Here is a 25,205-nt window from a genome sequence, read left to right as displayed (position 1 = left end):
GTGTTAGTTTATAATTTAGTTCAACAAAGTCTTTTTGTACGTTGGTGCGGGGATAGCTCAAAGTGGTTTTCCCCCTTTGCATTTGGTTTTTAATTGTTTGTGATGTTTAACACATGCTTTGATGCTTTTGGGCAAATGTTTTGTAACTTTGAGGAAATGGTGCGATTAAATAAAATTACGAGATATGAGTAAGTGGTTAAAATTTTCGGTTAGAGCAGTAGTTGCTATTGTTCTACTTTTTATAGCTGCGGCTGTTGTTATACCTATAGTTTTTAAACCACAGCTAATGCAGATAGCCAAGCGTGAGACCAATAGCATGCTAAATGCCAAGGTCGATTTTGACGACTTTCAGGTTTCACTCATTAAGGGCTTCCCTAACCTTTATGTGGGAATGAAAGGACTATCGGTGGTTGGCATCGATAACTTTGCAAACGATACGCTTGTAGCGTTCCGTGAGTTCGGTGTTAAGGTTAACCTGTGGAGCGTTATTGATATGACGAATATTGAGGTTAACTCCGTTATCCTCGATGGTGCGCGACTTACGGCACGTGTTCTTCCCGATGGGCAGGTCAACTGGGATGTTATGAAGCCTTCGGAAGATTCCGTTGAGGAGGTTGAGGATACGGCGGCATCGGCAATAAAAACCAAAGTCGCGCTAAAACTATTCCAGATAAAGGATGCTCGTATTGCATATATCGACGACTCTTCGGATATGAAAGTTGTTGTTGATAATCTAAATCTTACCCTTTCGAGCGACATGGGATTGAGTCGAACCGATTTAAACCTCAAAACAACAGTAGAATCGCTTAACTTTTGGATGGATGGCATTCGTTACCTGAGAGATGCGAGGTTAGGCTTTAAGGCTACTATTGGCGCCAACCTCGATAGCAGCTACTACACCTTTAAGGAAAATAGCTTTAGCATCAATCAGCTTAAGCTGCTTTTTGATGGTTCAGTTAGCATGCCCGGCGATGATATCGATATCAACCTGAACTTTAAAACTCCAACCACCGACTTTAAGGCATTACTCTCAATGGTTCCCGCTATTTACATGAAAGATTTTGAGGATATTCAAACCTCAGGTAGGTTCAGTATCGATGGCTATGTCAAGGGAGTTTACAACCAAAAGCAAATGCCCAACGCATTTATTGCACTTAGTGTTGATAACGGTATGTTTAAGTATCCCGATTTACCAAAATCGGTAACCGATGTGAATATTAGCACAAAGGTTTGGTTCGATGGTACTAACATGGATAACACAACGGTTAATGTCGATAAGTTCTCGCTATACCTAGGAGGGAATCCTTTTAGTATGAATATGCGAGTGGCAACCCCTATAAGTGATATGCAGGTAGATGGAAATGTAACAGGAAAGATTGATTTTGCCACTCTTGCCGATGTTGTGCCAATGGATAGCACTACTATGGAAGGATTATTGGAGTCGAACCTCGACTTTGGCGGTAAGCTTTCCTATATTGAGAATGAGCAATACGATAGGTTTAAAGCTGATGGTCAGGTCAAATTATCGAAATTTAAGTATAACGCCCCAGATATGCCTGCCGAGGTAAATGTGAAAGAGGTTTCCATGGATTTTACACCACGTTACGTAAATCTTCAGAATTTTGAAATGACAATCGCATCGAGCGATATCAGGATGAACGGAAGGCTCGAGAACTTTATCCCCTATGTTTTTAAGGACGAAACTCTAAGTGGAAATCTTAATGTGTATTCAAACCTGCTTGATGTAAATGAGATGATGGCTGGCGAGTCTGCACCAGAGGAGGAAGTTGATACCTCGGCGATGGGAGTTATAGAGTTACCAAAAAATATTTCGTTTTTGGCGAAGGTTGATATGAAAAAGATTATTTACGATAAGCTGGAAATAAATAATCTGTTTGGTTCAATCAACCTTTCTGGGGGCGTTGCCAACCTTAATAATCTATCGATGGAGATGCTCGATGGCTTGGTAAGAATGTCGGGAACCTACGATTCCCGTGATGTTAAAAAACCTCAGGTTGATTTCAACTTCGATATGAGCAATATCGATATTCAAACCGCATTCAAATCCGTTTCAACCTTACAAAAGATTGCACCTGCTGTTGAGGATATGTCGGGTAAGGTGTCAACCCAATTCAATTTTGGCTCCTTACTTGATACCACCATGATGCCAGTTCCCAGTAGCATTAATGCGTACGGTAAAATTCAGTCAAAGAGTATCGGAATAAAAAATTCAAAAGCACTTGCAAAGTTGGCCGATTATCTGAAAAAAGAGGATTTTCGTAATCCAAGTTTAAAAGATGTAAATCTGAGTTTTAGCGTTAAGGATGGGCGTATATTCATTGAACCCTTTGATACCAAAATTGCCGATGCCAAAATGAATTTTGGTGGTGATATGGGAATAGACCAAACCTTAAACTTCAGGGCAAAAGTTTCCGTTCCTTCATCCTACCTTGGAGGCTTATCAACACTCGCTAATAGCCTGTTAGGGAATTATGGTGCAAAGCTACCGCAGTATATCGATGTTAATTTAAAGATTTTAGGAACGTCAACTCATCCTGAAATAAAGATAGATTCTGGTGGCGGCTCAACAGATAGTAAATCATCGGCGAAGGAGACGGCCAAAGAGATGGTTAAAGAGAAAGTTGATGAAGCTAAGGCTGAAGCCCGCAAAGAAGCAAAGGCCCAGGCTGATAAGCTAATTGCCGATGCCGAAAAGGAAGCGGAAAGAATTCGTGCCGAGGCAACAAATCAGGCTGATATGATAAGGAAAGAGGCAGAAGCAAAAGCGAAAAAGACCGAAGAGGAGGGCAAAAAGAAAGGTCCTATCGCAGCAAGGGTTGCAAAGGAAGCCGCTAAAAAGATACGTGAGCAGGGCGAGGCTGCAGCTCAAAAGGTAATTGATGAGGCCGATAAAAAAGCTAATGCCGTAATCGCTAAGGCTAAAGATGAAGCCGCTAAGCTTGATAAATAGGGCTCCTAACCACTAAATTTTCTCACCGTTCAGCAATTATTTTGTTGAACGGTTTTTTTATTTGATGATCAGATAACGTAATGGAAAAGTTAATTTAGGATTCTTGTGAGAGTATCCTTTAACGGATTGACAATATTTCCTCCATTGAGATGAATGGCGTTGATGCCTAACTTTTGTGCTGCAGCGATATGCTCAAGCGTGTCATCGATGAATAGCGTTTCTTTTGGGTCGATGCGGTTTTCGTCTAAAACTCTCTGAAAAATCTCTGGTTGAGGTTTGCGCATTCCAAGCTCAAAGGAGAGGTAAAGCTTGTCGAAATAATCCTTTAGCTCTTTCCCAGTCTTTTTAGCTAGTTCTTTATTGTAGTGCTCAAAATGGATGGCGTTAGTGTTGCTAAGTAAAAAGATTTTGTAATTGTCCCTTAACCTTTCAATAAATTTAAGTCGTTCAAAATCCCATTCAAGCAAAAGTTTATTCCATGCCAAGTCGAAGGTTTCAGCATCAACAGATATGTTGAACAGTCCGCAGATCTGTTTTCTGAACTCACTAGGTGAGATTAGGCCACAATCGAACTGGTTGAAGATTTCGTTTTTCCCTGTTAGTATGGAGTAGTCATTTATGTTAATGCCTAACCTGTTAAACTCGTTTAGAGTGAGCTTGTAATCAATATCGAGGACAACGCCCCCAAGGTCAAAAATGATGTTTTTAGCTTTAAGCATGAAATAATTTTTAAGGATTAAGTAAATATTTTTATTGCTTATGTTTGAAAATTCAAATGCAAATATGTAATTTTGCAAACCAAAATAAAAACAGAATCAACTGTTTTTTTAGGGCCCATAGCTCAGCTGGTTAGAGCATCTGACTCATAATCAGAGGGTCGCTGGTTCGAGCCCAGCTGGGCCCACAAACCGCCGAAAGGCGGTTTTTTTATATGTCGATATAAAATCTGCTTTAAAATATAAATTTAAACCCTGACGTTTGGTTTGAAGTCTTAACCAAAACATATACATTTGCCAAAAATCATAAGTTAAATTTCGAAATAGTTTAGAAGTCATGAAGAATATACTAGTTGTTGGTGCAGGTGGTCAAATAGGATCGGAACTTGTGCCTCATCTCCAAAAAATCTACGGAAACAGCAATGTTGTTGCTGCCGATATTAATACAAAATGTGCCGATGTTTTTAAGGATGGCCCTTTTGAATTGCTAGATGCCCTTGATGCACAAAAGTTTGCCGATATTGTTAAAAAGTATAAGATTGACACCATATACAACATGGTGGCATTGCTATCGGCCACCGGTGAGAAAAACCCACAGCTAGCATGGAAAATTAACATGGGGGCATTAATGAACTCGCTTGAGATTGCACGTGAGTTTAATTGCGCTGTGTTTACACCAAGCTCAATTGGTGCGTTTGGCCCAAATTCTCCAAAAGATAATACACCACAGGACACCATAATGCGCCCAACTACCATATATGGAATTTGCAAGGTTACTGGCGAAATGTTAGGTGACTACTACTTCCAAAAGTATGGTGTTGATACCCGCAGCGTCCGTTTTCCTGGAATCATTTCAAATGTGACTCTACCTGGTGGTGGAACAACCGATTATGCTGTTGAGATATACTATGGCGCAATACAGCAAAAGCATTACGTTTGTCCACTGCCCGAAGGAACCTATTTGGATATGATGTACATGCCCGATGCCCTTGACGCTTGTGTTCAGCTTATGGAAGCTGACCCTTCAAAGCTAAAACACAGGAACAGCTTTAATGTTACTGCTATGAGCTTTGAACCATCGCAGATATATGCTGCCATTAAAAAGCGCATCCCCGATTTTACAATGGAGTACGATGTGGACCCCGTTAAGAAAGCCATTGCCGATAGCTGGCCAAACTATATGGACGATAGCTGTGCTCGCGAAGAGTGGGGATGGAATCCTAAATGGAACCTAGAAACCATGACCGATGATATGCTAAAGGTTATTGGTGAAAAGTATAAAGCTGGTCTTTTGAAATAAGAAGTTAAACATGATAAAAGGGCTGTCGTTATTCCGGACAGCCCTTTATTTTTTACTACGATTCGCTATTACTTTCGGATTAGCTCCCCTGAACCATTAATTTTAGCATCAACCATTGCCTTGCCATAAAGAATAATATCTCCGCTACCGTTTGATCTTGCGTTGAAGTTTTTGTTACAAGTTATTGCTACATCGCCAGAGCCGTTAATTCTGACGTTGGCATTCTCGGAATCAACCTTCGCTAAATTAACATCTCCCGAACCGTTAATCCTTACCTCTACATTTTCGATAATCGATTTATCTTTCACTTCAATATCGCCAGACCCATTGATTGAAGCCTTTAACGTTTTTGCTGAAATTGATTTTGATACTATGTCGCCACTTCCGTTAATTGCAAATTTAAGCTCTGTTGAGTTGACTGGTGTTTTAATAATCATATCGCCCGACCCATTAATAGAAAGCAGCTCAACGTTTGGCAGTGATATGTTAATCCTTGCTCCTTCCCAATCGTTACCCCAAAAGCTAATTCTTCCCTTGCTTTTGCAGTGCAAGACATTGTTTTCTACATAGATTTCCAGTTGCTTAAACACATTCTCTTTGGCTGTTACCTCTACACTAAACGCATCGGCTTGGGTGATATATACATCGGCCGATGTGCTATTTTTTATACCAGTAAATCCAGTTTGGTTAAACTTGCGTGTTACCTGAGCGTTTATGGTTTGAATACCCAAACCTGTGAGAAGTAATAGAAGGATAACTCTTGATTTCATGTTTTTTGGTTTTGGTTTTTATAGAGACGTTTAAAAAGGTTTGGTTGCTGCATGTTGTTTCGATTTTTAAGTAATTATTTGTTGGTTATTGGTTTGAGTCTTTCTGGTCTGCATCTTTGCTGAAATGTATTACCCGTTGTGGAAATGGGATATTGATACCATTTTCTTTGAATGCTTTATAAATCTGAATCCTGATTTCGCTCTTAATGTTTTCAACACGAAATACCTCATCGGTATAGAAGTAAACACCAAAAATCAATGCGGAGTCAGCATAATCCTCAAATCGAACAAATGGTTCTGGCTTAGAGAGAACCTTTGCATGTCCAGCTGCCACCTCTTTAAGAATGCGCATAACCTTTTGAACGTCTGAAGAGTAATCCACTCCAACCGTTATTTTAAACCGTGAAGCAACTTCGCTATGTGTCCAGTTTATTACGGTATTACTTGTTAGGCTAGAATTTGGCAGGATGATGTAATTCTCATCGCGGCCAAGAACAATTGTGTATCTGAAGCTGATTTCTAAAACCTTGTATATTTTGCCATTAACCTCAATGATGTCGCCAACCTTAAGAGTCCCGTCAAGTAGTAATATTATGCCCGAAATGAAATCGTTAAATATGTTTTGCAAACCAAACCCCACACCAACAAGTAACGCTGCCGAACCAGCAAGTAAAACCGATATGTTAAAACCCAGTAGTTTTAAGCTGATGATGAAAGAAAGAAAGATAATGATGTATTGAAGTAGTTTGGAAACCGTGTACTTCATTGAAGTTTGTAAGGTTTTTGAACGGAATATTAATCGCTTAATTGAGTAATAAACAGCAATAACTATCACAAGAAAAATAACAAAACTCAACAAGTTTTGTAAGCGAAGCACATATTCCCCAATCTCGATAATTTTGGTGTTAAGAATCTCTTTCATGTGAGTTTTGGTTTAGCTTGGTGCCGCAATATGAACAGTAGTTAGCACTGGTTGGTGCTAATTTGTTGCACATAGGGCATTTTTGTTTCTTATTGGTTGATTTTCCTACCTCTACTGTAATTATACCAGTAGGCACTGCAATAATAGCATAACCAATAAGCATGGCAAATGATGAAATGAATTTACCTAGCACGGTGTGCGGTACGATGTCGCCATAGCCTACTGTGGTTATAGTAATTATTGCCCAGTAAATGCTTTGTGGAATGCTGCTAAAGCCATTCTCGCCACTTTCTACAACATACATAATAGTCCCCATCAATACAACTATGGTAAGAACGGCAGAGAAAAATATACCAATTTTGTATGAACTTGCTTTTAGCGCATCTAACAATATTCTTGCTTCTCGGTTAAACCTGGCAAGTTTTAGAATTCTGAATACACGCAAAAGTCTGAAAATCCTAACGACTAAAAGGTAGTGGTATCCATAAAAGAAAAGGCTGAAGAAAGTTGGTAGTATGGCCAATAGGTCAATAAATCCCCAAAAACTAAAAATATATCGAAAGGGCTTGGGACTAATGAAAATGCGTAACAAGTATTCCACGCTAAAAAGAATGGTGAAAAACCATTCAGCCAGATAGAATTGTAACTTTAAGGTGCTATTTATGTTTGGGACACTATCAAGTATTGTTATGGTTATGCTTACAAGAATTAACCATAGAAGCCATACATCAAATAGCTTACCAGCTCTGGTGTCGCTTTCAAAAACAATTTTGTATAGTTTTTCCCTATATGCCATTTAGCATTCGTTTGTGTGAGTAAGTTACACAAAATTCAGGTTGGTTGTTTTAAATCGCATTGATAAATGTTTCTAGCCTGTCAACAATCAAATTGATATTGAGTTTGTCGCTTGCAAAAATTTGTGCATTTCTGCCCATTTCAATTCTTCTGGGCTTGTTGTGGATTAGAGATGAGAGTTTTGCAGAAAATTCTTTTTCGGAAGAAAAATGAAAACCATTTAATCCATCGGTTATAGTATCGGTAACGCCTGGTATTTTTCTGGTGATAACAGGTAATCCAGCTGCTAGGGCCTCATTTACGGAATTTGGTGGATACCCTTCGGCATACGAGGCCATAAGGAAGATATCGGAAGCAAGGTAAAACTTGTAGGTGTCGTTGTGGCGCCCTAAGAATCTTATTTTATCACCTAAAACCTTTTCAGCATAGGACTTGTGTTGGCTCATTTCACCGTTATATAGGCTAACTGTATCCCATTCCGATGCCTGGTAGCTACCCAGATGGATTAGTATGTATTCATCATCTATCTTCCCTATCCAATCAATAATCTCAGGAAATCCCTTGCGATGAATTAAATGCCCAACCATAAGAATTGCTGGTTGATCTGGTGGAATCCCCAATTCCTGCCTTGTTAGTGCTCTAATTTCATTTCTGTTTTTAATGTTGAACCTCCCCAATTCAACTCCTTGAAACGATTTGAAGATGTTAGACTGTCCAAACACGCTGATCCATGAGGATGCAAAACTACTGTTTAAGGCGTAGTAACCATTAACTTTTTTAAGAAGAACTCTGGTAAAGAACTTAAGAGGTTTTCCAGCAAGAGTGTACGCATCGTCGAAACCCCATAGTGTTGACCTAAAGATAAAACTAACACCTTTCAGAATAGCTGCTAGCATTATTGTCCTAAACCCTGGCATTGCCCCATAAATTAGCCAAATAGTCTTTGGGTTCTTAAGCTTTTGAAGGTGCCATAAAAGATTTAATCTTAAAATAGCACGTCCAAGTTTGGTTTTATAGTTATATGCAACTCTTTCTATTTGAACTCCATTAATGGTTTCGTAAGGTTGAAGTAAATTATTAGGATTGAGGCTAATAAGTAAAACCCTATGCCCTTTAGCCGCAAGTTTAGACCCAACGAGTAAAGCATTTCTGCCATCGCCTGCCACCGATGGGTAGGTCTCGGCAGTGAATATTACAATTTGATTGTATTTTTTTATTGAAGATGTTGACATTTTGATTAAACAATATTAACTAAATTGGTTAACTTTGCATAAACACTATACGCAATAAATGCTTTACATTGCAACCGTACATTGGCAATCCGATAAATGGGTTGATATTCAGCTAAGGTATCTTCAAAAGAACATAAAACAGCCATTTAAGGTATTTGCCTTTTTAAGTGGCGATGCTTGTAAGCACTATCACCGATACGATTTTGCATGCTGCGAGCCCATAACAGAACATGCTATAAAGTTAAACCTTTTGGCCAAATTTATTTCGCTTCAGGCATCCGATGATGATGTTATTATTTTTATAGATGGCGATGCCTTCCCCATAAAGCCCATAGATGAATTTATCACCGAATCACTTTCAAAGTATCCTTTAGCAGCAGTAAAAAGGGTTGAGAATATAGGCGATATACAGCCACACCCTTCGTTTTGTGTTACAACTATTGGATTCTGGAAATCAATTAAAGGCGATTGGAAAGAAGGATATCAGTGGGGTACAACAGCAGGTTATAGCAGAACCGATGTTGGCGGCAATCTGCTAAAGGCTTTAAACGATAAAAATGTGGAGTGGCTACCGCTATTAAGAACTTCCCAGCTCTCAGACCATGGTTTAATGTTTGGTATTTATGCCGATTTAATTTATCACCACGGTTCAGGTTTCCGTAATCCCCTATCAATGTACGATAGAACAAAGTCGTTAGTGGGTATAGTAAAGTTTAAACCCTTAGCGTTGCTGCTCGATAGGATTTTACCGCATTTGTCTGTAAAAAATAGGTTTAGAGTTCATAGGTTGTTAAGAATTAGTAACAAGCTATGGGAAATTAACCAAAAAGAGAGTGAGCGGATCTATAAGAAACTTTTTGATGGCATTTAGTTTTAATTGATATATAACAATGATGCGTGTAAACTCCTTATTTGTTGAGTTAAATAGGAAAAAGCACTGTTTTATATCATAAAGTTGCATCATATGTTAATTTAGACTAACTTTTCAATTTGAACAAACGTATAAATCGTGTAATGATAAAACTTTTGCTATGAATAAAGAAGTTTTGAGCCTAGTAATCCTTGTTAGTATTGCTCTTCCAATTGGTATAGCTACCATAAGGTATTTCTTTAAGAAGTCTATTCTTATAACAATGGGAACAGTAACCCTAGCATGGGGTACTTTAATAGACGTACTGGTGAGTTTAAGGTTTATCTATCCAGAATATTTTCCTGCATATATAACCTCGCCAATAATTATCATTTCGGGTATATTGGGCATAGCATATATTGCAAAAAGGGTTCGTAAACCACTTGATCATGCAATAGACGATTTGTATAAAATGAGTGAGGGTGATTTAACAGTTGAGGTTAATACCCAGTATGCAAAGCGCAACGATGAGCTAGGTAAGTTAAGCATTTCGATTGGCAATCTTGCAAAGAAGCTTCGAGAGATTATTGAAGGAATCTCCGATGCAGCTGATGAACTTGAATCTTCGGCTAACCAAATGAGCATGAGCGCAAGTAGCCTTTCCGAGGTTACCTCAGAGCAGGCATCATCGCTAGAAGAGATTTCTAGCTCCATGGAGGAAATACTTTCAAGCATACAGCAAAATTCCGAGAATGCTGTACAAACTGAAACCATAGCTGTATCAACTTCAAAGGATCTTGAAAAAGGGGTTGAGTCGACAAACGTTGCCCTTGACTCCATGAATGAGATAGCCCAAAAAATTAGCATAATTAACGATATTGCCTTTCAAACCAATCTTCTTGCGCTAAATGCTGCCGTAGAGGCAGCCCGAGCAGGAGAACATGGGAAAGGTTTTGCTGTAGTTGCTGCAGAAGTGCGTAGGCTCGCAGAGCGAAGCCGTCAGGCAGCAAACGAAATAATTGAAGTATCCCAAAGAGGAGCAGAAATCTCTGTAAAAGCCAAGGAACTGATGAATCAGAATGTGAACGAAATAATAAGAACTACCGATTTAATAAGGGAGATAACCGCTGCAACTCATGAGCAACGCACAGGTACTGAGCAAGTAAACGCATCGGTACAGGAGTTAAATAACACTACACAGCAAAACGCTTCACTATCTGAGGAAGTTGCAGCCAGCGCCGAAGAGTTAAACGCTAAAGCTAAATCTTTAGCAGAGCTTATTGAATACTTTAAGGTTAGGTGATATCGCCTTTTGGAATTTATTAAAAAATAGAGGCTGCCTTTATGGACAGCCTCTGTTTGTCTGCAGATTATTTTATTTTTTTGATTTGATAAAAGATTTAAGTTCTTCAATCTCAGCCTTAAGAGAATTGATTTGCTTTTGTTGTTCTATGATTTGGAGTTGAAGGTTTTCAATAGTTTCAACAGTTTCAAACTGCAAGCGAGTAAGGTTTATCTCCTTTCCCTCGTCAGTTGCTTTAGTTAACCATGGAAGATGGCCATTAGCTTGAATGAAGTTTTCAACTGTTAGTGGTTCAAATTTTTTGTTATAATCTTCTTTGAATACAAAGTCTGGTTTACTATATGTTTGGGATGCATCGTAATAAATGCTGCCAGTAATCAAAGCGTCTCCAACTACATGTAGCTCCTTTTCAGGATTAGTAGTTCCAATTCCAACATTAGCATTAAAACTTAAAGTTTTTTGATCGAATCTACCATAAATAAGCGCTTGAGTTGAATCAACTCCTGAGTTCTGGATGTAAAGCCTGTTCCCTTTAGGTTCAGTATATCCTGCACGATATCCAATAAAGATGTTCCCGTTTCCTTGAGCAACATTTCCTGCCTGATGTCCAATAACTACATTGCTTGAACCTGGTTTGCTACCTGTTTGCTGACCAATGTATACATTGTAATAGCTGTTATCTAAACCTCCTGCACTAGAATTTCCAATGCAAATGTTATAGCTAGCAGTAACTGGCCCAGAAAAACTAGCACCACTTTGGGTTCCAAGAAATGTATTGCCATTTCCATTAACATTATATCCAGAGAACCTACCCACCATTAGGTTGTTGACTCCATCAATAATACCCCTACCAGCACTTGAACCAATTGCAGTGTTATAAGCACCTGTAGTATTTGTTGAGCCAGCACCTTGTCCCACAAAGGTGTTTTCAGCACCAGAGATATTTTCAGATCCTGCCATATCGCCTAGGAACGTATTGTCGGAGCCATTTACGTTGTTATACCCAGACATGTACCCCATGTAAAGATTTCGGTAACCTCCTGTATTATTAAAACCGCTTTTTATCCCAAAGAATGTATTCCCAAAGCCTCCAATGTTTGAAAATCCCGAGCTGTCACCTATGAAAATGTTACGATTACCAGTAGTGTTATTTTGACCAGAACTGCTACCAATAAATAAATTATTGTATCCACTTGTGTTTTGGTTACCAGCCATGAAACCTATAAAGATATTCTTAAACCCATTGATTGTATTAAAACCAGCAGATTCGCCAATAACAATGTTTTGTACACCATTCTGGGCATTACCACCAGCTTTACTTCCAATGTAAACATTTCCTCCACCAAACTGATGAGCTCTACCTGCTTGGTAACCAATAAAGGTGTTGTCGCTTCCTGTATTAGTCATACCGGCCTGATAGCCTATAAAAGTATTCCAGCTCCCTGTTGTGTTTGAATTACCTGCCTGGAATCCCATAAATGAGTTATATAAACCTGTAGTAATATTACTCCCTGCCTGGTAGCCAATTAGGTAATTGTCTTTAGTGAGTTGGATAAGTTGTGATTGATTTGCTTTCCCAGTTGAAAGCCCTCCAACAGCAAAGCCACCTTTTGCTCCTTTAGCAACGTTTTCATTAAGATAAATTCTTGCTGAGTCGGGATTGATAAATAATAGGTTTTGTGCAGTTGTTAGTTTTGTCGTAGATAACCCCCCAACAGCAAAGCCTCCTTTTGCTCCTTTTGCAGGAACTTGTTTGATGTAAACTCTTGCGCTATCGGGTGTAATCCTGAAATATTCAGTTTGACCTGCTTTTGTAGTGGAAAGACCCCCAACAGCAAAACCTCCCTTTGCTCCTTTTGCAGGAGTATCAGCAATATTTACTCTTACACCTTCTTGGTATACTCCAAAAATAACATCCCCATTGCTTTTCTTAACTTCAAAAATTGGATCATCAGGGTTAGTAGTTGGGTTACCTTGTACAACTATGCTGTTCGCAAAATTAAGGTTAGGCAAACTTTTTAACGTGTCGTTTGTGCTCCAAATTGCAAACGAACCAGGATCTCCACTTCCAAATACAACACCATCTAGCGTTACTTTCTGAGCAAATTTTGCGGTATCGCTGTAAGTAGAATGTCCAGATGCAGCCGAACTATCCGTATAAAAGGCCAAGGGCACACCTAAAACTCTTTGTATACCCATTGTTTCCAAAGAGGAGTTCACCTTCATTTCTACTTTTAGAAAGACTGCCTTAGTGTGCCATGGTATATCATTAAAATTTCCATTTATTATTGTCCCTTTACCAATCTCAAGATTAATAATCCCTTGCTCATTTGTTGTTTGGGTTTGCTGTTCGCTGTAATAAATGGTCGACCCACTTTCGTCAGTCAAGCTAAGTTGAAGCGTTATGTTTTGATTAGGTAAAATTTGCCCACTACTATTGCGGATTACTGCTTGGTAGCTAAATCCATTAAGTTGTTGTGCGAAGACCGAACTAGCTGTCAATAGTAGACAATAAATTATTATGCCAAATCTCTTCATGGCCTTATGTTTTTTAAGTGAATAATAATTAAAGGCTTGGAAGTAACAGAGTTACTCCTTGATAAGTTTTATAACTTTCTTGGCATTATCGTTTTCTGAAAAAACATGAAGAATATAAATGCCTGAACGCAAGTTGGAGAGATTTAGTGCTGCAGGACTTGATTGCTCTAAGTTCATTTTTTCTGATAGAACAAGCTTCCCAGTAACGTCAAATATTTCTATAAAGACATTTCCTGTAGCAAACCTATTATCGATGCGCAATTTTAAAATATCGCTAACAGGGTTAGGGAAAACATTAATGCCCTCCTGATTTGATTTAGGCTCATCAATAGATGTTGTGAAAAGGTTTCCCTGTTGAAACCCTTGTGTTAGTATATAACTATCCGTAGATAGGGTTGTGTAAGCTACCTCGCCCAAAGTCCAGCTTATTGATATGCCAGCATTTGAGTTTTCAAAATATCCACCTGCAGATGCAATTACTTGCATTGGTATGTCTTGTGCCCAAGCACTTAAGGTGAATAATGATAGCATTAGTGTGTAAACCTTTTTCATAAAATGAATATTTGATTTTAAGCAAGTTAATATATAAATATGCCGAAATCAACTTTTTTCCATTAATTTAAGTTTTCAATCCATTAAACGAGCGTTTATGTTGTTACGCATGAAACAGATTTTGCTAAATTTCATAATTTTGGATTGCCCCTCTTCTTTTTTTAATATTTTTGCAATAAATAATTAATATGAAGCAAATTGTTGAAACATTAAATGCACAGTTTAAGGGTAAAACACCTGAGTTTGTACTCGATTGGTTTATAAAAAAGCATAAGGGTAAAATAGCTCTAGCTTCGAGCATGGGAGCTGAAGACCAAGTGCTTACCGATATGATTGTTAAAATCGATCCTAGCGTTAGAATCTTCACGCTTGATACTGGTAGACTCTTTTATGAAACCTATGAGCTTATTGAGCGTACATCTCTTAGATATAAAAAGAATATTGAAATATATTTCCCTTCTCCTGAGGATGTTGAAAAGATGGTAACAGAAAAGGGAATCAACCTTTTTTATCAAAGTATTGAAAATAGAAAAGAATGCTGTAGGGTTAGAAAAATTGAACCCCTGAAAAGAGCATTTAAGGAACTTGATGTTTGGATTTGTGGCTTAAGAAGAAGCCAATCTGCTACTCGTACCGATAACCAGCTTGTAGAGTGGGACGAGGCTAATGGGTTGATAAAGTTGAACCCATTGATTGATTGGTCGGAGGAAGATGTATGGAAATACATCAAAGAAAACGGAGTGCCTTACAATCCTTTACACGATAAGGGTTTCCCTAGTATAGGTTGTCAGCCATGTACCAGGGCAATTGAGCCAGGAGAGGATATTCGTGCAGGAAGATGGTGGTGGGAGAACCCAGAAACAAAAGAATGCGGATTACATAACAGGAAAAAATAAGGAAAGCCCCATACGGGGCTTTAAATTTTTGAGGTACCGAGCGGATTCGAACCGCTGTACGTGGTTTTGCAGACCAGTGCCTAACCACTCGGCCACGGTACCATTTGCGACTGCAAAGATAGAAAAAAAATCAATCAAACAAATATCATTTATCCCTTTTGTGCAAAATTACGATTTAGTGTAACACTTACCTTTTCAATTTTTCCACCCATTGGCGGATTTAGCTTCGATACCTTAACTTTAATGCTCTTAATTTCTGGAAATTCTAGTTTAACAGCACTTGTTATCCTTTCTGCTACGTGCTCCAGAAGTTTTGATGTCTTTTGCATTTCGGCTTTAACCAGATTGTAAACAACTTGGTAGTTTACTGTATCGTTTAAATTATCGGTTTTTTGAGCCTTAGAGGTATCGGTTTCAAACGAAATATTTACTAAAAACTGGTTTCCTACTACTTGTTCCTCTTTAAAACATCCATGGAATGCGTAAAACTCCATGTTTTCAATTTCAATAAGAGCCATTGTGATATTTGTTGAATCGTGAAAATGTAAAAATTAATCGACTTTTAAAGTTAGAAGCCAGGCCTGACTAGTAAGATTTAACCTACGTACTCTTTCTAATTCGCGTAATGCTCTTTCTTTAGTAGAAAATCTATAGACAGCAACGCGATAAATGTTGTTGCCCGGTATTATTGTTGGTTTGTATCCATCAATTTCAAGTTTCTTGACAAGTTTTTCAGCATTAACCTTTTGAGAGAAACTACCAACTACAATGTAGTAAACATTGTTCTGGTTGTTGTTTTTCTCTTGATAGAACAGTGCACTTTTTTTATCGATAGGCACTAATGTGTGCTCATGAGCTGTTGGTTTAGATGGCTCAGAAACCTCAGAGGCATCACTTATGATAACTTGAGAGCTGTCTGAAGGTTCAAAAGTTTTTGATGAATCAACATGTGTCTCTATCCCTGCCTGATTTTGTACATTGTTTACAAGTTCAGCACTGTTCTGAATGGGTTTAATTTCTTTGTTCTCAGTTAATATGTCGGTTTGTTCCCAAAATCGTAGTTCTGGTATAAAAATTAATACTATGGCTATGGATGCAACGGCTAAAATGCTTACTAATGAGACCAGAATAGTGTTCTTAGACTTTTTATCTGCATAAACTGGAGCAACAATGCTTTTTTCTGTTTTTTCTGATTTTTTAGGTTCTATATCTTTTTGGATAATTGTTTCTTTTTCACCTGGTTTTGATATGATATGTTCCTTCTTTTCAGGAATATCAATAGATTCAAGTCCAAATGTAGAAGAAATAATACTATCGCTCTCGCTTAACGTAAAATTGCCATCTGAGTCTTTTTTTAGGCTACCAATGTTGTAAAAGTCGATTTCAACCCCTTTCCCTAGATCGTCACTAATTTTTTCACAGAATATCTTTACCTCAGTTTCGGCCTCGGATTTACTAATCCCTTTATTTTCAACCAGGAAGTTTTCTATGGCTTCATCGTTAAATGTTCTAGAAGGATCAAAAAAGATTTTTTCAGAGGGTGGAAGCAAGGTTTTCCCATCGGAAGATAATTTGGCGGGTTCGTACTTCCTAACAAAGCTTCCCAAGCCTGGGAGGCTAACAAAATCGTTAGTAAGTAAAATTTTATGAATTATTCTATTCAGTTCCAACCTACTAGTGTGTTTGGGGTTTAACAAACAAATGTATAAAATATTTTAGGTTATATCAAAATATGAGGATTATTAAAAAATGAGGCTGTTCTTTATAAAACAGCCTCAAGTTATAAAAAGAACCCCTAGGAATTAAAACTTGTACCAGAAACCTATTCCCATTGAGTATGAAAGCTCATTTTTAAGGGTTTGTGTGAATGGTGCTAGGAAAGTATCATCTATTTTACGCTTTTCGGTGGGAATACCAACTTGGAAACCTAAATCTACCCCTAGGTTATCTTTTAGCATAACGCTTGCTCCAGTATTAAACCAAAGTGTTGTTGTTTCAAATTCCATTTCAGATTGATACTCCTTTTTCATTTTGTATGGTGCATAGGTGAATCCTAGTCCCCAGTTAACTTTCTCGTTGATCTGGTACTCTGCTGCCAAACCAAAATCAATACCATTTTTATAGTAATCGGCAATATCCACATCGTTAGCGTCCTTATCTAAATCAAGCATAGAGTAGAATGAAACATTCATATTGTAAGCAAGTTTCAACTTCTCATTTACCTCGTAAGCGATACCCAGATTATAAGTAGGAACATAAGTAGATAAAGATTTTGTACCATCAACAAACATTCCATCGCCATCTTTGCCATCATTAACCTTGGTTTCTAGTTCCATTTCGGTAAAGTAGCGGAATGTGTTTGCAATAAGAAGATTGGGAAGAGGTTTGATATCAAGGCTACCAATAAATCCAAAGCTTTGGCCTGTGAAATCAACATCAATTTCGGTGCGAGGTATTGGAACTGCACCTGGTGCTGGAATATATGATACATCTAGCCAACCCTCTTGATGATTTGACTGATGTGAGTATTGGATGGCACCAGCAACAGAAATCATATCGCTCACCTTGTATGCTGCACCAAGCCAGCCACCGAGTCCATAGGCTGAGCCATTAAAGCTGGTTTTAACTGCATAATCGGTTGCTGCTCCAGGAAGTAGGCCGCCCATTATCCCTGCCATTACATTAGCATACCCTAAGCGTTCAAACATTGGAAGACCATCATCGTAGTTTCCAGCACCGCCACCATTGGTTATTCCTAAAAACATGAAAGCAGCAAACTTATCCTTTTTATAGGTTAGGTTTAGTGCAGGGTAGAATAAAGAACTAGTTTTGCTATTGTAGGTCATATCTGTACCTAATAGGTTACCATTGTCGGTAATCTTTTTTGTTGAGTAGAATGGTATGGTAGAAAACTCAACGGTAAAGCCATTACTACCCCAAACTGTTCCTGCTGGGTTGTAGAATGGTGCATCTGTTGTAATTGAAGCATTACGGTTGCCCGTTTTCATTTTTTTTGCACTACCATTATTTGCAGGATTGTAATCCGCTTTTGCAAGGAAAGTTCCTAGCATCATTACTCCAAGTAATAAAACTTTTCTTTTCATATTTTTTGGTTTAAGTTAGGTTGTTTGATTAGTATTTAACTGTAGTTAACAAAGATTGGATTTAGGTTGTGCTTAATCGTTCGAACTTATAATTGAACCCAAGAAATGTTGTTCTTTTAATATCTGAACAGTTTTGTAAGGTGCAGATAGACAATATTATAGTGTGTTGTGTTCGCCTATTTGTTTTTAGATGATGTTTGAAATTAGGTATTAGATATTTTTTTGTGGTTATTTAATTGCGAAGGCGTAATATTTAGATACTTTTGCTGTAGTTGTGATTTTCAAAAACAATAGTTATGCATTCTCAAAATAGACGTAGGGAGGCGATAATAGTTCTCATACTGGTAATGTTTACTTCTTTTATTACACCTTTTATTGGTTCCGCCATAAATCTGGCTTTGCCAAAGATTGGGCATGAGTTTAATCTAAATGCCGTTACTATGAGCTGGGTGACTATGTCGTTTTTACTTTCTTCAGCAATCTTCTTAGTGCCAATTGGAAAGTTAGCCGATATATACGGGAGGAAGAGATTGTTTCTTTTGGGCAATCTGATTTTGTCCCTGGCATCACTTGGAGCAGTATTCTCGCCAAATGGTTCTGTTTTAATTGCATTAAGGGCCATTCAAGGAGTTGGTAGCGCAATGATGTTTGCCACCGGTATAGCTTTAATAACTTCGGTTTTCCCTCCTAACGAAAGAGGTAGGGCAATAGGATTGAATGTAACAGCAGTTTATGTTGGTCTTTCAGCTGCGCCTGTAATAGGCGGATTTTTAATTGATGCGCTAGGGTGGAGGAGTTTGTTTTATATTCCTGCTTTGCTTGGTATTCCTGCTGTTGTGGCTGCGATATTTACAATAAAAGGCGAATGGGCCGAAGCCAAAGGGGAAAAGTTCGACTTACTTGGATCTGTTGTATTTATGATTTCAATGAGTGCTTTAATGTATGGATTTTCAAAATTACCAACTCCTTATGCTTTTATCCTTACTATTGCAGGAGGCTTGGGCCTATACATTTTTGTTAGGTTACAAATGAAAGCTGAATTTCCCGTTTTTAACGTTTCGCTTTTTAAAACTAATCGGTTGTTTGCCTTTTCAAACCTTGCTGCGCTAATTAACTACGCCACAACATTTGCCATAACCTTTATGCTTAGCTTATATCTGCAATATATAAAGGGCTTAAGCCCTCGTGATGCGGGTATGCTTCTTGTAATTCAGCCGTTGGTAATGGCTGCTATTGCCTCGTGGTCGGGACGGATGTCCGATAAAAAGGATCCTAGAATACTAGCGTCGGCTGGCATGGCTGTAATAGCTCTTGGGCTTGCCATGCTTGTTCCAATAGGTATGAACACTTCGGTGATTTATATTGGTGTGGTACTAGTGATTTTAGGATTTGGATTTGGCCTATTCTCATCGCCTAACACTAACGCTATTATGGGCTCAGTTGAGAAGCGTTATGCTGGACTTGCATCTGGCACGGTAGCCACCATGAGATTAGTTGGCCAAATGCTAAGCATGGGTATTGCTACTATGATGATTCATATATTCATTGGAACAAGTACAATTAATCCCTCTAATTACAAACAATTCATACTTTCATCAGCAATTACATTCTCAGTTTTTGTTGCACTTAGCGCATTGGGCATATGGGCTTCGCTGGCAAGGGGAAAGATCAGCCAGGAGGTATAGGGTTCAGTTTACAAAATACTAGCAGTTGTCATGAAAGCGTAGTAATGGTTGTTTTATTTGAGGGGTTTAAGGAAGAACTAGTAACGTGTCAAGTTTAGCCGGAAGTTCTACCAATTATTAAGGCATGTAAACTATGTCAAGTTAAAAAAAGAGGCCCAAAGAGTTTATAACTACTTTCGGCCTCAATTATAGTTCGTTAATTTAATTAGTGGCTTACGTTTTTAACTTCCTCGGGGTTGTGCTTATGCTTGAAAAGAATGGCAAAAAGAATGGCCACGACTAATGAGTACGCTGCAAAAGTCCACCAGATTCCTGGCCAGTTAAACTGTATGGCATTCTCTGGCGCATTGGGTATTAAGAAGAATTTATCGATTATGATACCACTTAAGCTACTTCCAAGAAATGCGCCAAAGCCATTTGTCATCATCATAAATAATCCTTGCGCGCTTGCCCTAATTGAAGGTTCACTTTGGGTTTCAACAAATAGGGAGCCCGAGATGTTGAAAAAGTCGAAGGCCATTCCGTAGATTATACATGAAAGAATTATCATCCATAAACCTGGACCTGGATCGCCCACTGCAAATAATCCAAACCTAAGAACCCAGGCAACCATACTCATCAACATTACCTTTTTTATTCCAAATCGCTTAAGGAAAAAAGGAATGGTTAGAATAAAAAGAGTTTCAGAGATTTGAGAAATTGACATTATAATAGCAGGATACTTAACCGCAATAAGATCCTTGAAGTTGGGAAGCTTGGCAAAATCGTGAAGGAATGTGTCGCCATAAGCATTGGTAAGCTGCAGTGATGCACCCAAAAGCATGGCGAATATAAAGAATATTGCCATTTTACGATTTTTGAAAAGCTTAAAGGCATTTAAACCTAATTCATCAACCAAAGATTTCTTGTGCCCTTTGGCTAGTGGGGGACATTTAGGCAGTGTGAACGCGTATAGTCCGAGTAAAAATGATGATAATGATGCCACATAGAACTGAGTTGGAGAGGTTTCGAATCCCATAAGGCTAACAAACCAAAGCGCAACAATAAAACCAATTGTTCCCCAAACTCGAATAGGAGGATATTCCTTAATAATATCCATACCCTGACTTTTCATTGAAGTATATGCAACTGTAATGGAAAGTGCAATGGTTGGCATGTAAAAAATCATGTTTACAAGCATAACCCAAAACATGGTGGTTGGGTTATCAATCATTGGAACGATAAAAAGCATTAAACCTCCAAGGATATGAAAAATACCGTAAAGCCTTTCAGCATTTATCCATCTATCAGCAATAATCCCAGCAATGGCTGGCATGAAGAGAGAGGCAATCCCCATCGTAGAGAATATTGCGCCAAATTCTGTGCCGCTCCAATTCTTTGTTTGAAACCAGTATGCCCCAATGGTCAACAACCATGAACCCCAAATGAAGAACTGTAAGAAATTCATCAGGGTTAATCGTAACTTCAAGTTCATAATCCTAAAGTTTAGTTTGTTATTTTGGCTGGTAAAAATAGCATCGTTTTTTTATTTTATCTACTATGGTGATAAATATTTAGATGATTTGGCTAAATATTTAACAGTTTTGTAGAAGATTTTTTCGACTTCAGTTCTGAATGCTATAAGAAAGTGGAAGTTAGGATAAGTTTAAATATCAACATTATACTTTAATTGATTAAAGTATTGCTCGTGGGGCTCAAAGAAGTATGCTTATTTTTTGTAGGTAATGTCTTTAATGGCATCTGCAACTTCGGCCATAAGCCAAGTTGGTGTTGAGGTTGCTCCGCTAACTCCTACACTTGCAGCATTGGCAAACCATGTAGGATTTATTTCTTTAGCATTTGAGACCATGTGACTTTGAGGATTTACCTCACGGCAAACTTCAAATAGCATTTTACCATTAGAGCTATTCTTGCCACTTACAAATACTATCACATCGTGCTTTTTTGCAAACTCTTTAATTTTTGGTTTTCTGTTGGCTACCTGTCCACAAATGGTGTTATTTACTTTGAGAAAATTGTCGGGATTTGTATGGCACTTAGCCATTCTTGCACGAATTTCATTTATGATTTTCTGGTAGTTTTCAGACTCCTTTGTGGTTTGCGAAAAGATTTCAACTGGTTTGGAAAAATCAATTCCATCTAAATCTTTAAAACCTTCAACTACTATTGCCTTATTATCTGTTTGACCCGATAGGCCTACCACTTCAGCGTGACCTTTTTTCCCGTAAATGATAACTGTACCACCAGATACTTGCAGCCTTTCCCAGGCCTTTCGTACTTTTTCTTGTAACTTTAGCACAACAGGGCAGGTAGCATCAATTAGCTTTATATTATTTTCTTTTGCAATTTTATATGTTGAGGGAGGCTCGCCATGGGCACGGATAAGGACAGGTTGCCCATTTAGCCTAGCTAGGTCGTCGTGCGAAATGGTTTTCATACCAAGTTGGTGAAGGCGATTGTTCTCCATCTCATTATGAACAATCTGTCCTAAGCAATTTATCTTTTCACCCGAATTAAGATTCTCCTCAGCGGTTTTTATGGCATTTACCACACCAAAACAGAATCCGGCATTTGGGTCAATTTCAACAAACATGGTTCGACTATTAAATTGATATCTAAACAGAAAAAAGTCTGGAAAGTTTACATGGTTACCGATTTCACTAAGTTTTCCACCCAGTTCATTTGATCATCAACTGTCATGTTCGTGTTATCGAGTATTACAGCATCATCGGCTTTACGAAGGGGTGCTACTTCGCGATTTTGGTCTAAGTAGTCGCGTTCCTGAATATTTGAAAGCACCTCGTCAAGTGATATGTCAACACCTTTTGCCTGTAACTCTTTGAGTCGTCGCTGTGCGCGCACTAATGGGTCGGCTGTCATGAATATTTTTAATTCAGCATTGGGGAATACTACTGTGCCAATGTCACGTCCGTCCATCACAATTCCTTTTTCCTTTCCGAGTTCACGTTGCAGCTCAACTAGCCTGGTGCGAACTTCGGGAATGGCGGCTACTAAGCTAACATTGTTAGCTACCTCAGGGCTACGAATCTCGCTCTCAACTACTTCTCCATTTAGTGTGGTAAGATATTCTTTCCTATCGGAATCATATGAAAAGCTAATGTTGATGTTTTTAAGGATTTCATCAACACGTGATGTGTCAACCTTTCCATCTTTAATTAAGCCACTCCTTAAGAACTCAAGCGTTACAGCCCTATACATTGCACCACTATCTATATAAAGGTAGTTTAAGCGCTTTGCTATGGCCTTTGCAAACGTACTTTTCCCACACGATGAAAACCCATCAATAGCAATTACAATCTTTTTAGTCATCTGCTTTGAAAAATTTGGACAACAAAGGTAGCAAAAAAGTTTTCCTGCAAGATTGATTATAGCCAATTATGCAAGTTGGAAGAAATTGAGAAATGATTTGTAGAACCGGCTAGGTGATAGGTAGCTCTACCAAAGCTTATGTCAAACTTATTAAGGTGAATGCCAAAACCCCAGCTAAAACCAACAGTTCCGATTCGTTCCTGTACTTTAAGTTCGTTTCGGCGTTGGTAATTGTATCCAAAACGAAGTGTAAATGCTTTGACAGGAGTAAATTCAATGCCCAAAATAGCATGGCTTAACATTTCGCGACCGGCACGCTCAATAAATCCAGGCGAATTTTCGGTTTGCTCAATTAGTAAACTCTGATTGTCAGGAGGGGAGTAGTACAGGTTATATCGTTGTAGGTTGTGTAGCGTAGCTGTTATTCTAAATGGTGCGTGAGCAAGTTTTTTGCTAATCCCTAGTAGGATTTCAAAGGGTAAGTGCTCAAAGTTGCCGTTAGTATATGGCTTAATCATGTAGCCAATGTTTTTAATTACAGCACCTGCAGCAAAAAGGTTATTAGAGGATTCGTAGTGTAACCCTATGTCGAAAGCAGCGCCGAATGAATAGTATCTTTCAAGGTGAGAATAAATAGTTTTTAAGCTAACCCCATATGTGAAGTTAGAATCAATTGCCTGGCTATAAGTTAGGGCTAATGCAATGTCGTTACCAGTAAACGAACCAGTAATAATACCCGATACGTCAGCCTCATCAAATGCGCCATAGTTTACTCCGAAAAATGATATGGCAAGGGTTCTTTTCGCATCTAACTTTTGTGCATAAGTTGCTGAAGCAAAGCTGATGTCGGCAAAGTACCGGGTGTAGAATAGGTTAATCTCATGGCTAAGCGTAGAGTCAAGGATTGCTGGGTTTTGATGAACAAGGGTGATGTCTTTACAGTCAGCGGCAACCATTTTTCCTCCTAAAGCGGCAACTTGGGTAGAGTAGGGAAGGTTAAGGAATTGATATGTTGATAATCCTCCTCCTTGTCCAAAAGAAAAGAGGTAGATGATTATGGAAATGGATGTTAGGTAGTAACGTTGCATTTAATATTAAGGTATGGTTAACTTACTGAACGAAAACTTCTCAAAGTTATTGCTTACTGTTCAATTGTGGTAATGTGTTTGGAAACTTTTTCTTGAGGCACTTCGGGCTGAACAAAACTATCGCTTACAATTACCGAAATGGCTTGCCTTAGTATTGAAAATTTTAGAGGGGTTTCACCAACCGATTCGCCATCAACCTCTAGGTTCACATTTGGTACGCTCATAATCTCAATATCGCTACCACGCAAACCAACAACGCGGGAATGTTTAAGAATTGTTCCGTTATAGAGCCTATGGATGTTTGCAAGCACATTTAGCTTGCTAATTCGTTTTATGATAGTAACGTCAAATAGCCCATCATCTGAAAGTGCAAAGGGAACCTGCATCATTCCAGCGCCATTGTAGCGGCAGATTCCTATGGTTATGCTAAACACCTTATCTTGAATGTGATTGCGGCCAAGTTTAACGTTTATACGTGTAGTACGGTATCGGATAAGCGCTTTAATAAGGCTTAAAATATAGAGTAAAGCCCCTCTTTTCCCTAAGTCTTTTAGCCTATTAGTTCGAAGAGCCACTTCAGCATCGAAGCCAACTCCGGCAGCATTTACAAAGTATCGTTTATGTCGTACACCTGATTCGTAAAACTCAACTAAACCAACGTCTTGCTTGAAAACCCTGTTGTTTTTGATGGCTTTGATTGAGTCTTCGTAGTTGTGTGGCAAATCATACATCCGGAACCAATCGTTCCCAGTTCCAACTCCTATAACACCAATGGTGATTTCCGATGGGGAAACCTCTTTTTGAATGAAAATGCCATTGATTACTTCGTTTAATGTACCATCACCGCCTACAGCAATGATATTTCTGTACCCTTTGCTTACCGCATTTACCGTTAGCTCAACGGCATGATACTTGAACTCAGTAAATGCATGCGTATACCTTATGTCGTACTTGTTAAGTATGCGACTTATCTTGGGCCAGTCAACTATCGATTTTCCACCCCCAGCTCGTGGGTTTACCACTACAAACCAACTTGTTTCCAATGTAAAAAAAGTTTGTCATCGAATCCGCCACAAATATAACGATTAAGTTAAAATTCATTTAGTTAAAATTGAAAATGGTTTTAAGATGATAAAAGATTTTCTATTTTTGC

21 protein-coding genes and 2 tRNA genes are annotated in these 25,205 nt (G+C 38.4%); 7 read left to right on the top strand and 16 right to left on the bottom strand.

The window, feature by feature from the left end; translation table 11 throughout:
• The first annotated feature begins 184 nt into the window (after positions 1 to 184).
• On the top strand, positions 185 to 2,971 hold the full coding sequence (locus FHG85_RS12060) for an AsmA family protein (RefSeq protein ID WP_173076240.1): 2,787 nt from the start codon (positions 185 to 187) through the stop codon (positions 2,969 to 2,971).
• 89 nt (positions 2,972 to 3,060) lie between these two features.
• Here FHG85_RS12060 and FHG85_RS12055 read toward each other — a convergent pair whose 3' ends face one another.
• The gene (locus tag FHG85_RS12055; RefSeq protein WP_173076238.1) at positions 3,061 to 3,690 is read right to left on the bottom strand and encodes an HAD family hydrolase; all 630 of its coding nucleotides are present in this window, start codon (positions 3,688 to 3,690) and stop codon (positions 3,061 to 3,063) included.
• 111 nt (positions 3,691 to 3,801) lie between these two features.
• Between FHG85_RS12055 and FHG85_RS12050 the strand changes: the two genes are divergently transcribed.
• Together FHG85_RS12050 and FHG85_RS12045 are read left to right on the top strand one after the other, a co-directional pair.
• Positions 3,802 to 3,875, top strand: a tRNA-Ile gene (locus FHG85_RS12050).
• A 149-nt stretch (positions 3,876 to 4,024) separates the two neighbouring features.
• Positions 4,025 to 4,987, top strand: a complete 963-nt coding sequence (locus FHG85_RS12045; RefSeq protein WP_173076236.1) for an L-threonine 3-dehydrogenase — start codon at positions 4,025 to 4,027, stop codon at positions 4,985 to 4,987.
• Positions 4,988 to 5,055: 68 nt separating this feature from the next.
• Here the strand turns inward: FHG85_RS12045 and FHG85_RS12040 are convergent, their stop codons facing one another.
• The 4 genes from FHG85_RS12040 to FHG85_RS12025 form a co-directional block, all read right to left on the bottom strand.
• Entirely contained in the window at positions 5,056 to 5,757 is a 702-nt protein-coding gene (locus tag FHG85_RS12040) for a head GIN domain-containing protein (RefSeq protein WP_173076234.1), read from the bottom strand.
• Positions 5,758 to 5,842: 85 nt separating this feature from the next.
• Complete coding sequence (locus FHG85_RS12035; RefSeq protein WP_173076232.1) at positions 5,843 to 6,679, bottom strand: mechanosensitive ion channel family protein; 837 nt, start codon at positions 6,677 to 6,679, stop codon at positions 5,843 to 5,845.
• Complete coding sequence (locus tag FHG85_RS12030) at positions 6,663 to 7,475, bottom strand: ion transporter (RefSeq protein WP_173076229.1); 813 nt, start codon at positions 7,473 to 7,475, stop codon at positions 6,663 to 6,665. The genes FHG85_RS12035 and FHG85_RS12030 overlap by 17 nt, the downstream gene beginning before the upstream one ends.
• Positions 7,476 to 7,524: 49 nt before the next feature.
• The gene (locus tag FHG85_RS12025; RefSeq protein WP_173076227.1) at positions 7,525 to 8,706 is read right to left on the bottom strand and encodes a glycosyltransferase family 4 protein; all 1,182 of its coding nucleotides are present in this window, start codon (positions 8,704 to 8,706) and stop codon (positions 7,525 to 7,527) included.
• A 58-nt stretch (positions 8,707 to 8,764) separates the two neighbouring features.
• Between FHG85_RS12025 and FHG85_RS12020 the strand changes: the two genes are divergently transcribed.
• Both FHG85_RS12020 and FHG85_RS12015 read left to right on the top strand, forming a co-directional pair.
• Positions 8,765 to 9,577, top strand: coding sequence for a hypothetical protein (locus FHG85_RS12020; RefSeq protein ID WP_173076225.1), 813 nt, complete (start codon positions 8,765 to 8,767; stop codon positions 9,575 to 9,577).
• Positions 9,578 to 9,737: 160 nt separating this feature from the next.
• On the top strand, positions 9,738 to 10,859 hold the full coding sequence (locus FHG85_RS12015) for a methyl-accepting chemotaxis protein (protein WP_173076223.1): 1,122 nt from the start codon (positions 9,738 to 9,740) through the stop codon (positions 10,857 to 10,859).
• 72 nt (positions 10,860 to 10,931) lie between these two features.
• Here the strand turns inward: FHG85_RS12015 and FHG85_RS12010 are convergent, their stop codons facing one another.
• On the bottom strand, positions 10,932 to 13,397 hold the full coding sequence (locus FHG85_RS12010) for an FtsB/FtsL family cell division protein (protein WP_173076221.1): 2,466 nt from the start codon (positions 13,395 to 13,397) through the stop codon (positions 10,932 to 10,934).
• Positions 13,398 to 13,448: 51 nt separating this feature from the next.
• The gene (locus FHG85_RS12005) at positions 13,449 to 13,949 is read right to left on the bottom strand and encodes a T9SS type A sorting domain-containing protein (protein ID WP_173076219.1); all 501 of its coding nucleotides are present in this window, start codon (positions 13,947 to 13,949) and stop codon (positions 13,449 to 13,451) included.
• Positions 13,950 to 14,137: 188 nt separating this feature from the next.
• On the opposite strand from FHG85_RS12005, the gene FHG85_RS12000 reads away from it, so the two are divergent.
• Positions 14,138 to 14,845 (top strand): phosphoadenylyl-sulfate reductase, encoded by a 708-nt coding sequence (locus tag FHG85_RS12000; RefSeq protein ID WP_173076217.1) that lies wholly within the window; start codon positions 14,138 to 14,140, stop codon positions 14,843 to 14,845.
• A 31-nt stretch (positions 14,846 to 14,876) separates the two neighbouring features.
• Here FHG85_RS12000 and FHG85_RS11995 read toward each other — a convergent pair.
• From FHG85_RS11995 to FHG85_RS11980, 4 genes are all read right to left on the bottom strand, one after another.
• Positions 14,877 to 14,947, bottom strand: a tRNA-Cys gene (locus FHG85_RS11995).
• Positions 14,948 to 14,994: 47 nt separating this feature from the next.
• Complete coding sequence (gene folB, locus FHG85_RS11990; RefSeq protein ID WP_173076215.1) at positions 14,995 to 15,363, bottom strand: dihydroneopterin aldolase; 369 nt, start codon at positions 15,361 to 15,363, stop codon at positions 14,995 to 14,997.
• Between the two features lie 33 nt (positions 15,364 to 15,396).
• Positions 15,397 to 16,515 carry an HU domain-containing protein gene (locus FHG85_RS11985; RefSeq protein WP_173076213.1) on the bottom strand — a complete coding sequence of 373 codons (1,119 nt, stop codon included), beginning with the start codon at positions 16,513 to 16,515 and terminating at the stop codon, positions 15,397 to 15,399.
• A gap of 132 nt (positions 16,516 to 16,647) precedes the next feature.
• The gene (locus tag FHG85_RS11980; protein ID WP_173076211.1) at positions 16,648 to 17,949 is read right to left on the bottom strand and encodes an OmpP1/FadL family transporter; all 1,302 of its coding nucleotides are present in this window, start codon (positions 17,947 to 17,949) and stop codon (positions 16,648 to 16,650) included.
• Between the two features lie 296 nt (positions 17,950 to 18,245).
• Here FHG85_RS11980 and FHG85_RS11975 point away from each other — a divergent pair, with 296 nt between their 5' ends.
• Positions 18,246 to 19,634, top strand: coding sequence for an MFS transporter (locus FHG85_RS11975; protein ID WP_173076209.1), 1,389 nt, complete (start codon positions 18,246 to 18,248; stop codon positions 19,632 to 19,634).
• A gap of 205 nt (positions 19,635 to 19,839) precedes the next feature.
• On the opposite strand, the gene FHG85_RS11970 is transcribed toward FHG85_RS11975, so the two are convergent.
• The 5 genes from FHG85_RS11970 to FHG85_RS11950 all read right to left on the bottom strand — a co-directional run bounded on the left by FHG85_RS11970 (position 19,840) and on the right by FHG85_RS11950 (position 25,095).
• Positions 19,840 to 21,108, bottom strand: a complete 1,269-nt coding sequence (locus FHG85_RS11970; RefSeq protein WP_173076207.1) for a nucleoside permease — start codon at positions 21,106 to 21,108, stop codon at positions 19,840 to 19,842.
• A gap of 234 nt (positions 21,109 to 21,342) precedes the next feature.
• Positions 21,343 to 22,227 carry a 4-hydroxy-3-methylbut-2-enyl diphosphate reductase gene (locus FHG85_RS11965; protein WP_173076205.1) on the bottom strand — a complete coding sequence of 295 codons (885 nt, stop codon included), beginning with the start codon at positions 22,225 to 22,227 and terminating at the stop codon, positions 21,343 to 21,345.
• Between the two features lie 47 nt (positions 22,228 to 22,274).
• Positions 22,275 to 22,964: a (d)CMP kinase gene (gene cmk / locus FHG85_RS11960; RefSeq protein ID WP_173076203.1), complete on the bottom strand. Its 690-nt coding sequence runs from the start codon at positions 22,962 to 22,964 to the stop codon at positions 22,275 to 22,277.
• Positions 22,965 to 23,020: 56 nt separating this feature from the next.
• On the bottom strand, positions 23,021 to 24,052 hold the full coding sequence (porQ, locus tag FHG85_RS11955) for a type IX secretion system protein PorQ (protein ID WP_173076201.1): 1,032 nt from the start codon (positions 24,050 to 24,052) through the stop codon (positions 23,021 to 23,023).
• A gap of 53 nt (positions 24,053 to 24,105) precedes the next feature.
• On the bottom strand, positions 24,106 to 25,095 hold the full coding sequence (locus FHG85_RS11950) for a diacylglycerol/lipid kinase family protein (protein WP_173076199.1): 990 nt from the start codon (positions 25,093 to 25,095) through the stop codon (positions 24,106 to 24,108).
• Positions 25,096 to 25,205: the final 110 nt, after the last annotated feature.

It is taken from the genome of Tenuifilum thalassicum (assembly GCF_013265555.1).
Taxonomy (GTDB): domain Bacteria; phylum Bacteroidota; class Bacteroidia; order Bacteroidales; family Tenuifilaceae; genus Tenuifilum; species Tenuifilum thalassicum.
Note: the sequence above shows the minus strand (reverse complement) of the source record. Positions and strands in the feature narration are given on the sequence as shown.

What these genes read in the sequence shown, in the direction of transcription:
- FHG85_RS12015 (WP_173076223.1), top strand. Translation starts at nt 9,738, where the DNA reads ATGAATAAAGAAGTTTTGAGCCTAGTAATCCTTGTTAGTATTGCTCTT.
- FHG85_RS12010 (WP_173076221.1), bottom strand. Translation starts at nt 13,397, where the DNA reads ATGAAGAGATTTGGCATAATAATTTATTGTCTACTATTGACAGCTAGT.
- FHG85_RS12000 (WP_173076217.1), top strand. Translation starts at nt 14,138, where the DNA reads ATGAAGCAAATTGTTGAAACATTAAATGCACAGTTTAAGGGTAAAACA.
- FHG85_RS11965 (WP_173076205.1), bottom strand. Translation starts at nt 22,227, where the DNA reads ATGTTTGTTGAAATTGACCCAAATGCCGGATTCTGTTTTGGTGTGGTA.
- FHG85_RS12055 (WP_173076238.1), bottom strand. Translation starts at nt 3,690, where the DNA reads ATGCTTAAAGCTAAAAACATCATTTTTGACCTTGGGGGCGTTGTCCTC.
- FHG85_RS12035 (WP_173076232.1), bottom strand. Translation starts at nt 6,679, where the DNA reads ATGAAAGAGATTCTTAACACCAAAATTATCGAGATTGGGGAATATGTG.
- FHG85_RS12060 (WP_173076240.1), top strand. Translation starts at nt 185, where the DNA reads ATGAGTAAGTGGTTAAAATTTTCGGTTAGAGCAGTAGTTGCTATTGTT.
- FHG85_RS12025 (WP_173076227.1), bottom strand. Translation starts at nt 8,706, where the DNA reads ATGTCAACATCTTCAATAAAAAAATACAATCAAATTGTAATATTCACT.
- FHG85_RS12005 (WP_173076219.1), bottom strand. Translation starts at nt 13,949, where the DNA reads ATGAAAAAGGTTTACACACTAATGCTATCATTATTCACCTTAAGTGCT.
- porQ (WP_173076201.1), bottom strand. Translation starts at nt 24,052, where the DNA reads ATGCAACGTTACTACCTAACATCCATTTCCATAATCATCTACCTCTTT.
- FHG85_RS11975 (WP_173076209.1), top strand. Translation starts at nt 18,246, where the DNA reads ATGCATTCTCAAAATAGACGTAGGGAGGCGATAATAGTTCTCATACTG.
- FHG85_RS12045 (WP_173076236.1), top strand. Translation starts at nt 4,025, where the DNA reads ATGAAGAATATACTAGTTGTTGGTGCAGGTGGTCAAATAGGATCGGAA.
- cmk (WP_173076203.1), bottom strand. Translation starts at nt 22,964, where the DNA reads ATGACTAAAAAGATTGTAATTGCTATTGATGGGTTTTCATCGTGTGGG.
- FHG85_RS12040 (WP_173076234.1), bottom strand. Translation starts at nt 5,757, where the DNA reads ATGAAATCAAGAGTTATCCTTCTATTACTTCTCACAGGTTTGGGTATT.
- FHG85_RS12030 (WP_173076229.1), bottom strand. Translation starts at nt 7,475, where the DNA reads ATGGCATATAGGGAAAAACTATACAAAATTGTTTTTGAAAGCGACACC.
- FHG85_RS12020 (WP_173076225.1), top strand. Translation starts at nt 8,765, where the DNA reads ATGCTTTACATTGCAACCGTACATTGGCAATCCGATAAATGGGTTGAT.
- folB (WP_173076215.1), bottom strand. Translation starts at nt 15,363, where the DNA reads ATGGCTCTTATTGAAATTGAAAACATGGAGTTTTACGCATTCCATGGA.
- FHG85_RS11980 (WP_173076211.1), bottom strand. Translation starts at nt 17,949, where the DNA reads ATGAAAAGAAAAGTTTTATTACTTGGAGTAATGATGCTAGGAACTTTC.
- FHG85_RS11970 (WP_173076207.1), bottom strand. Translation starts at nt 21,108, where the DNA reads ATGAACTTGAAGTTACGATTAACCCTGATGAATTTCTTACAGTTCTTC.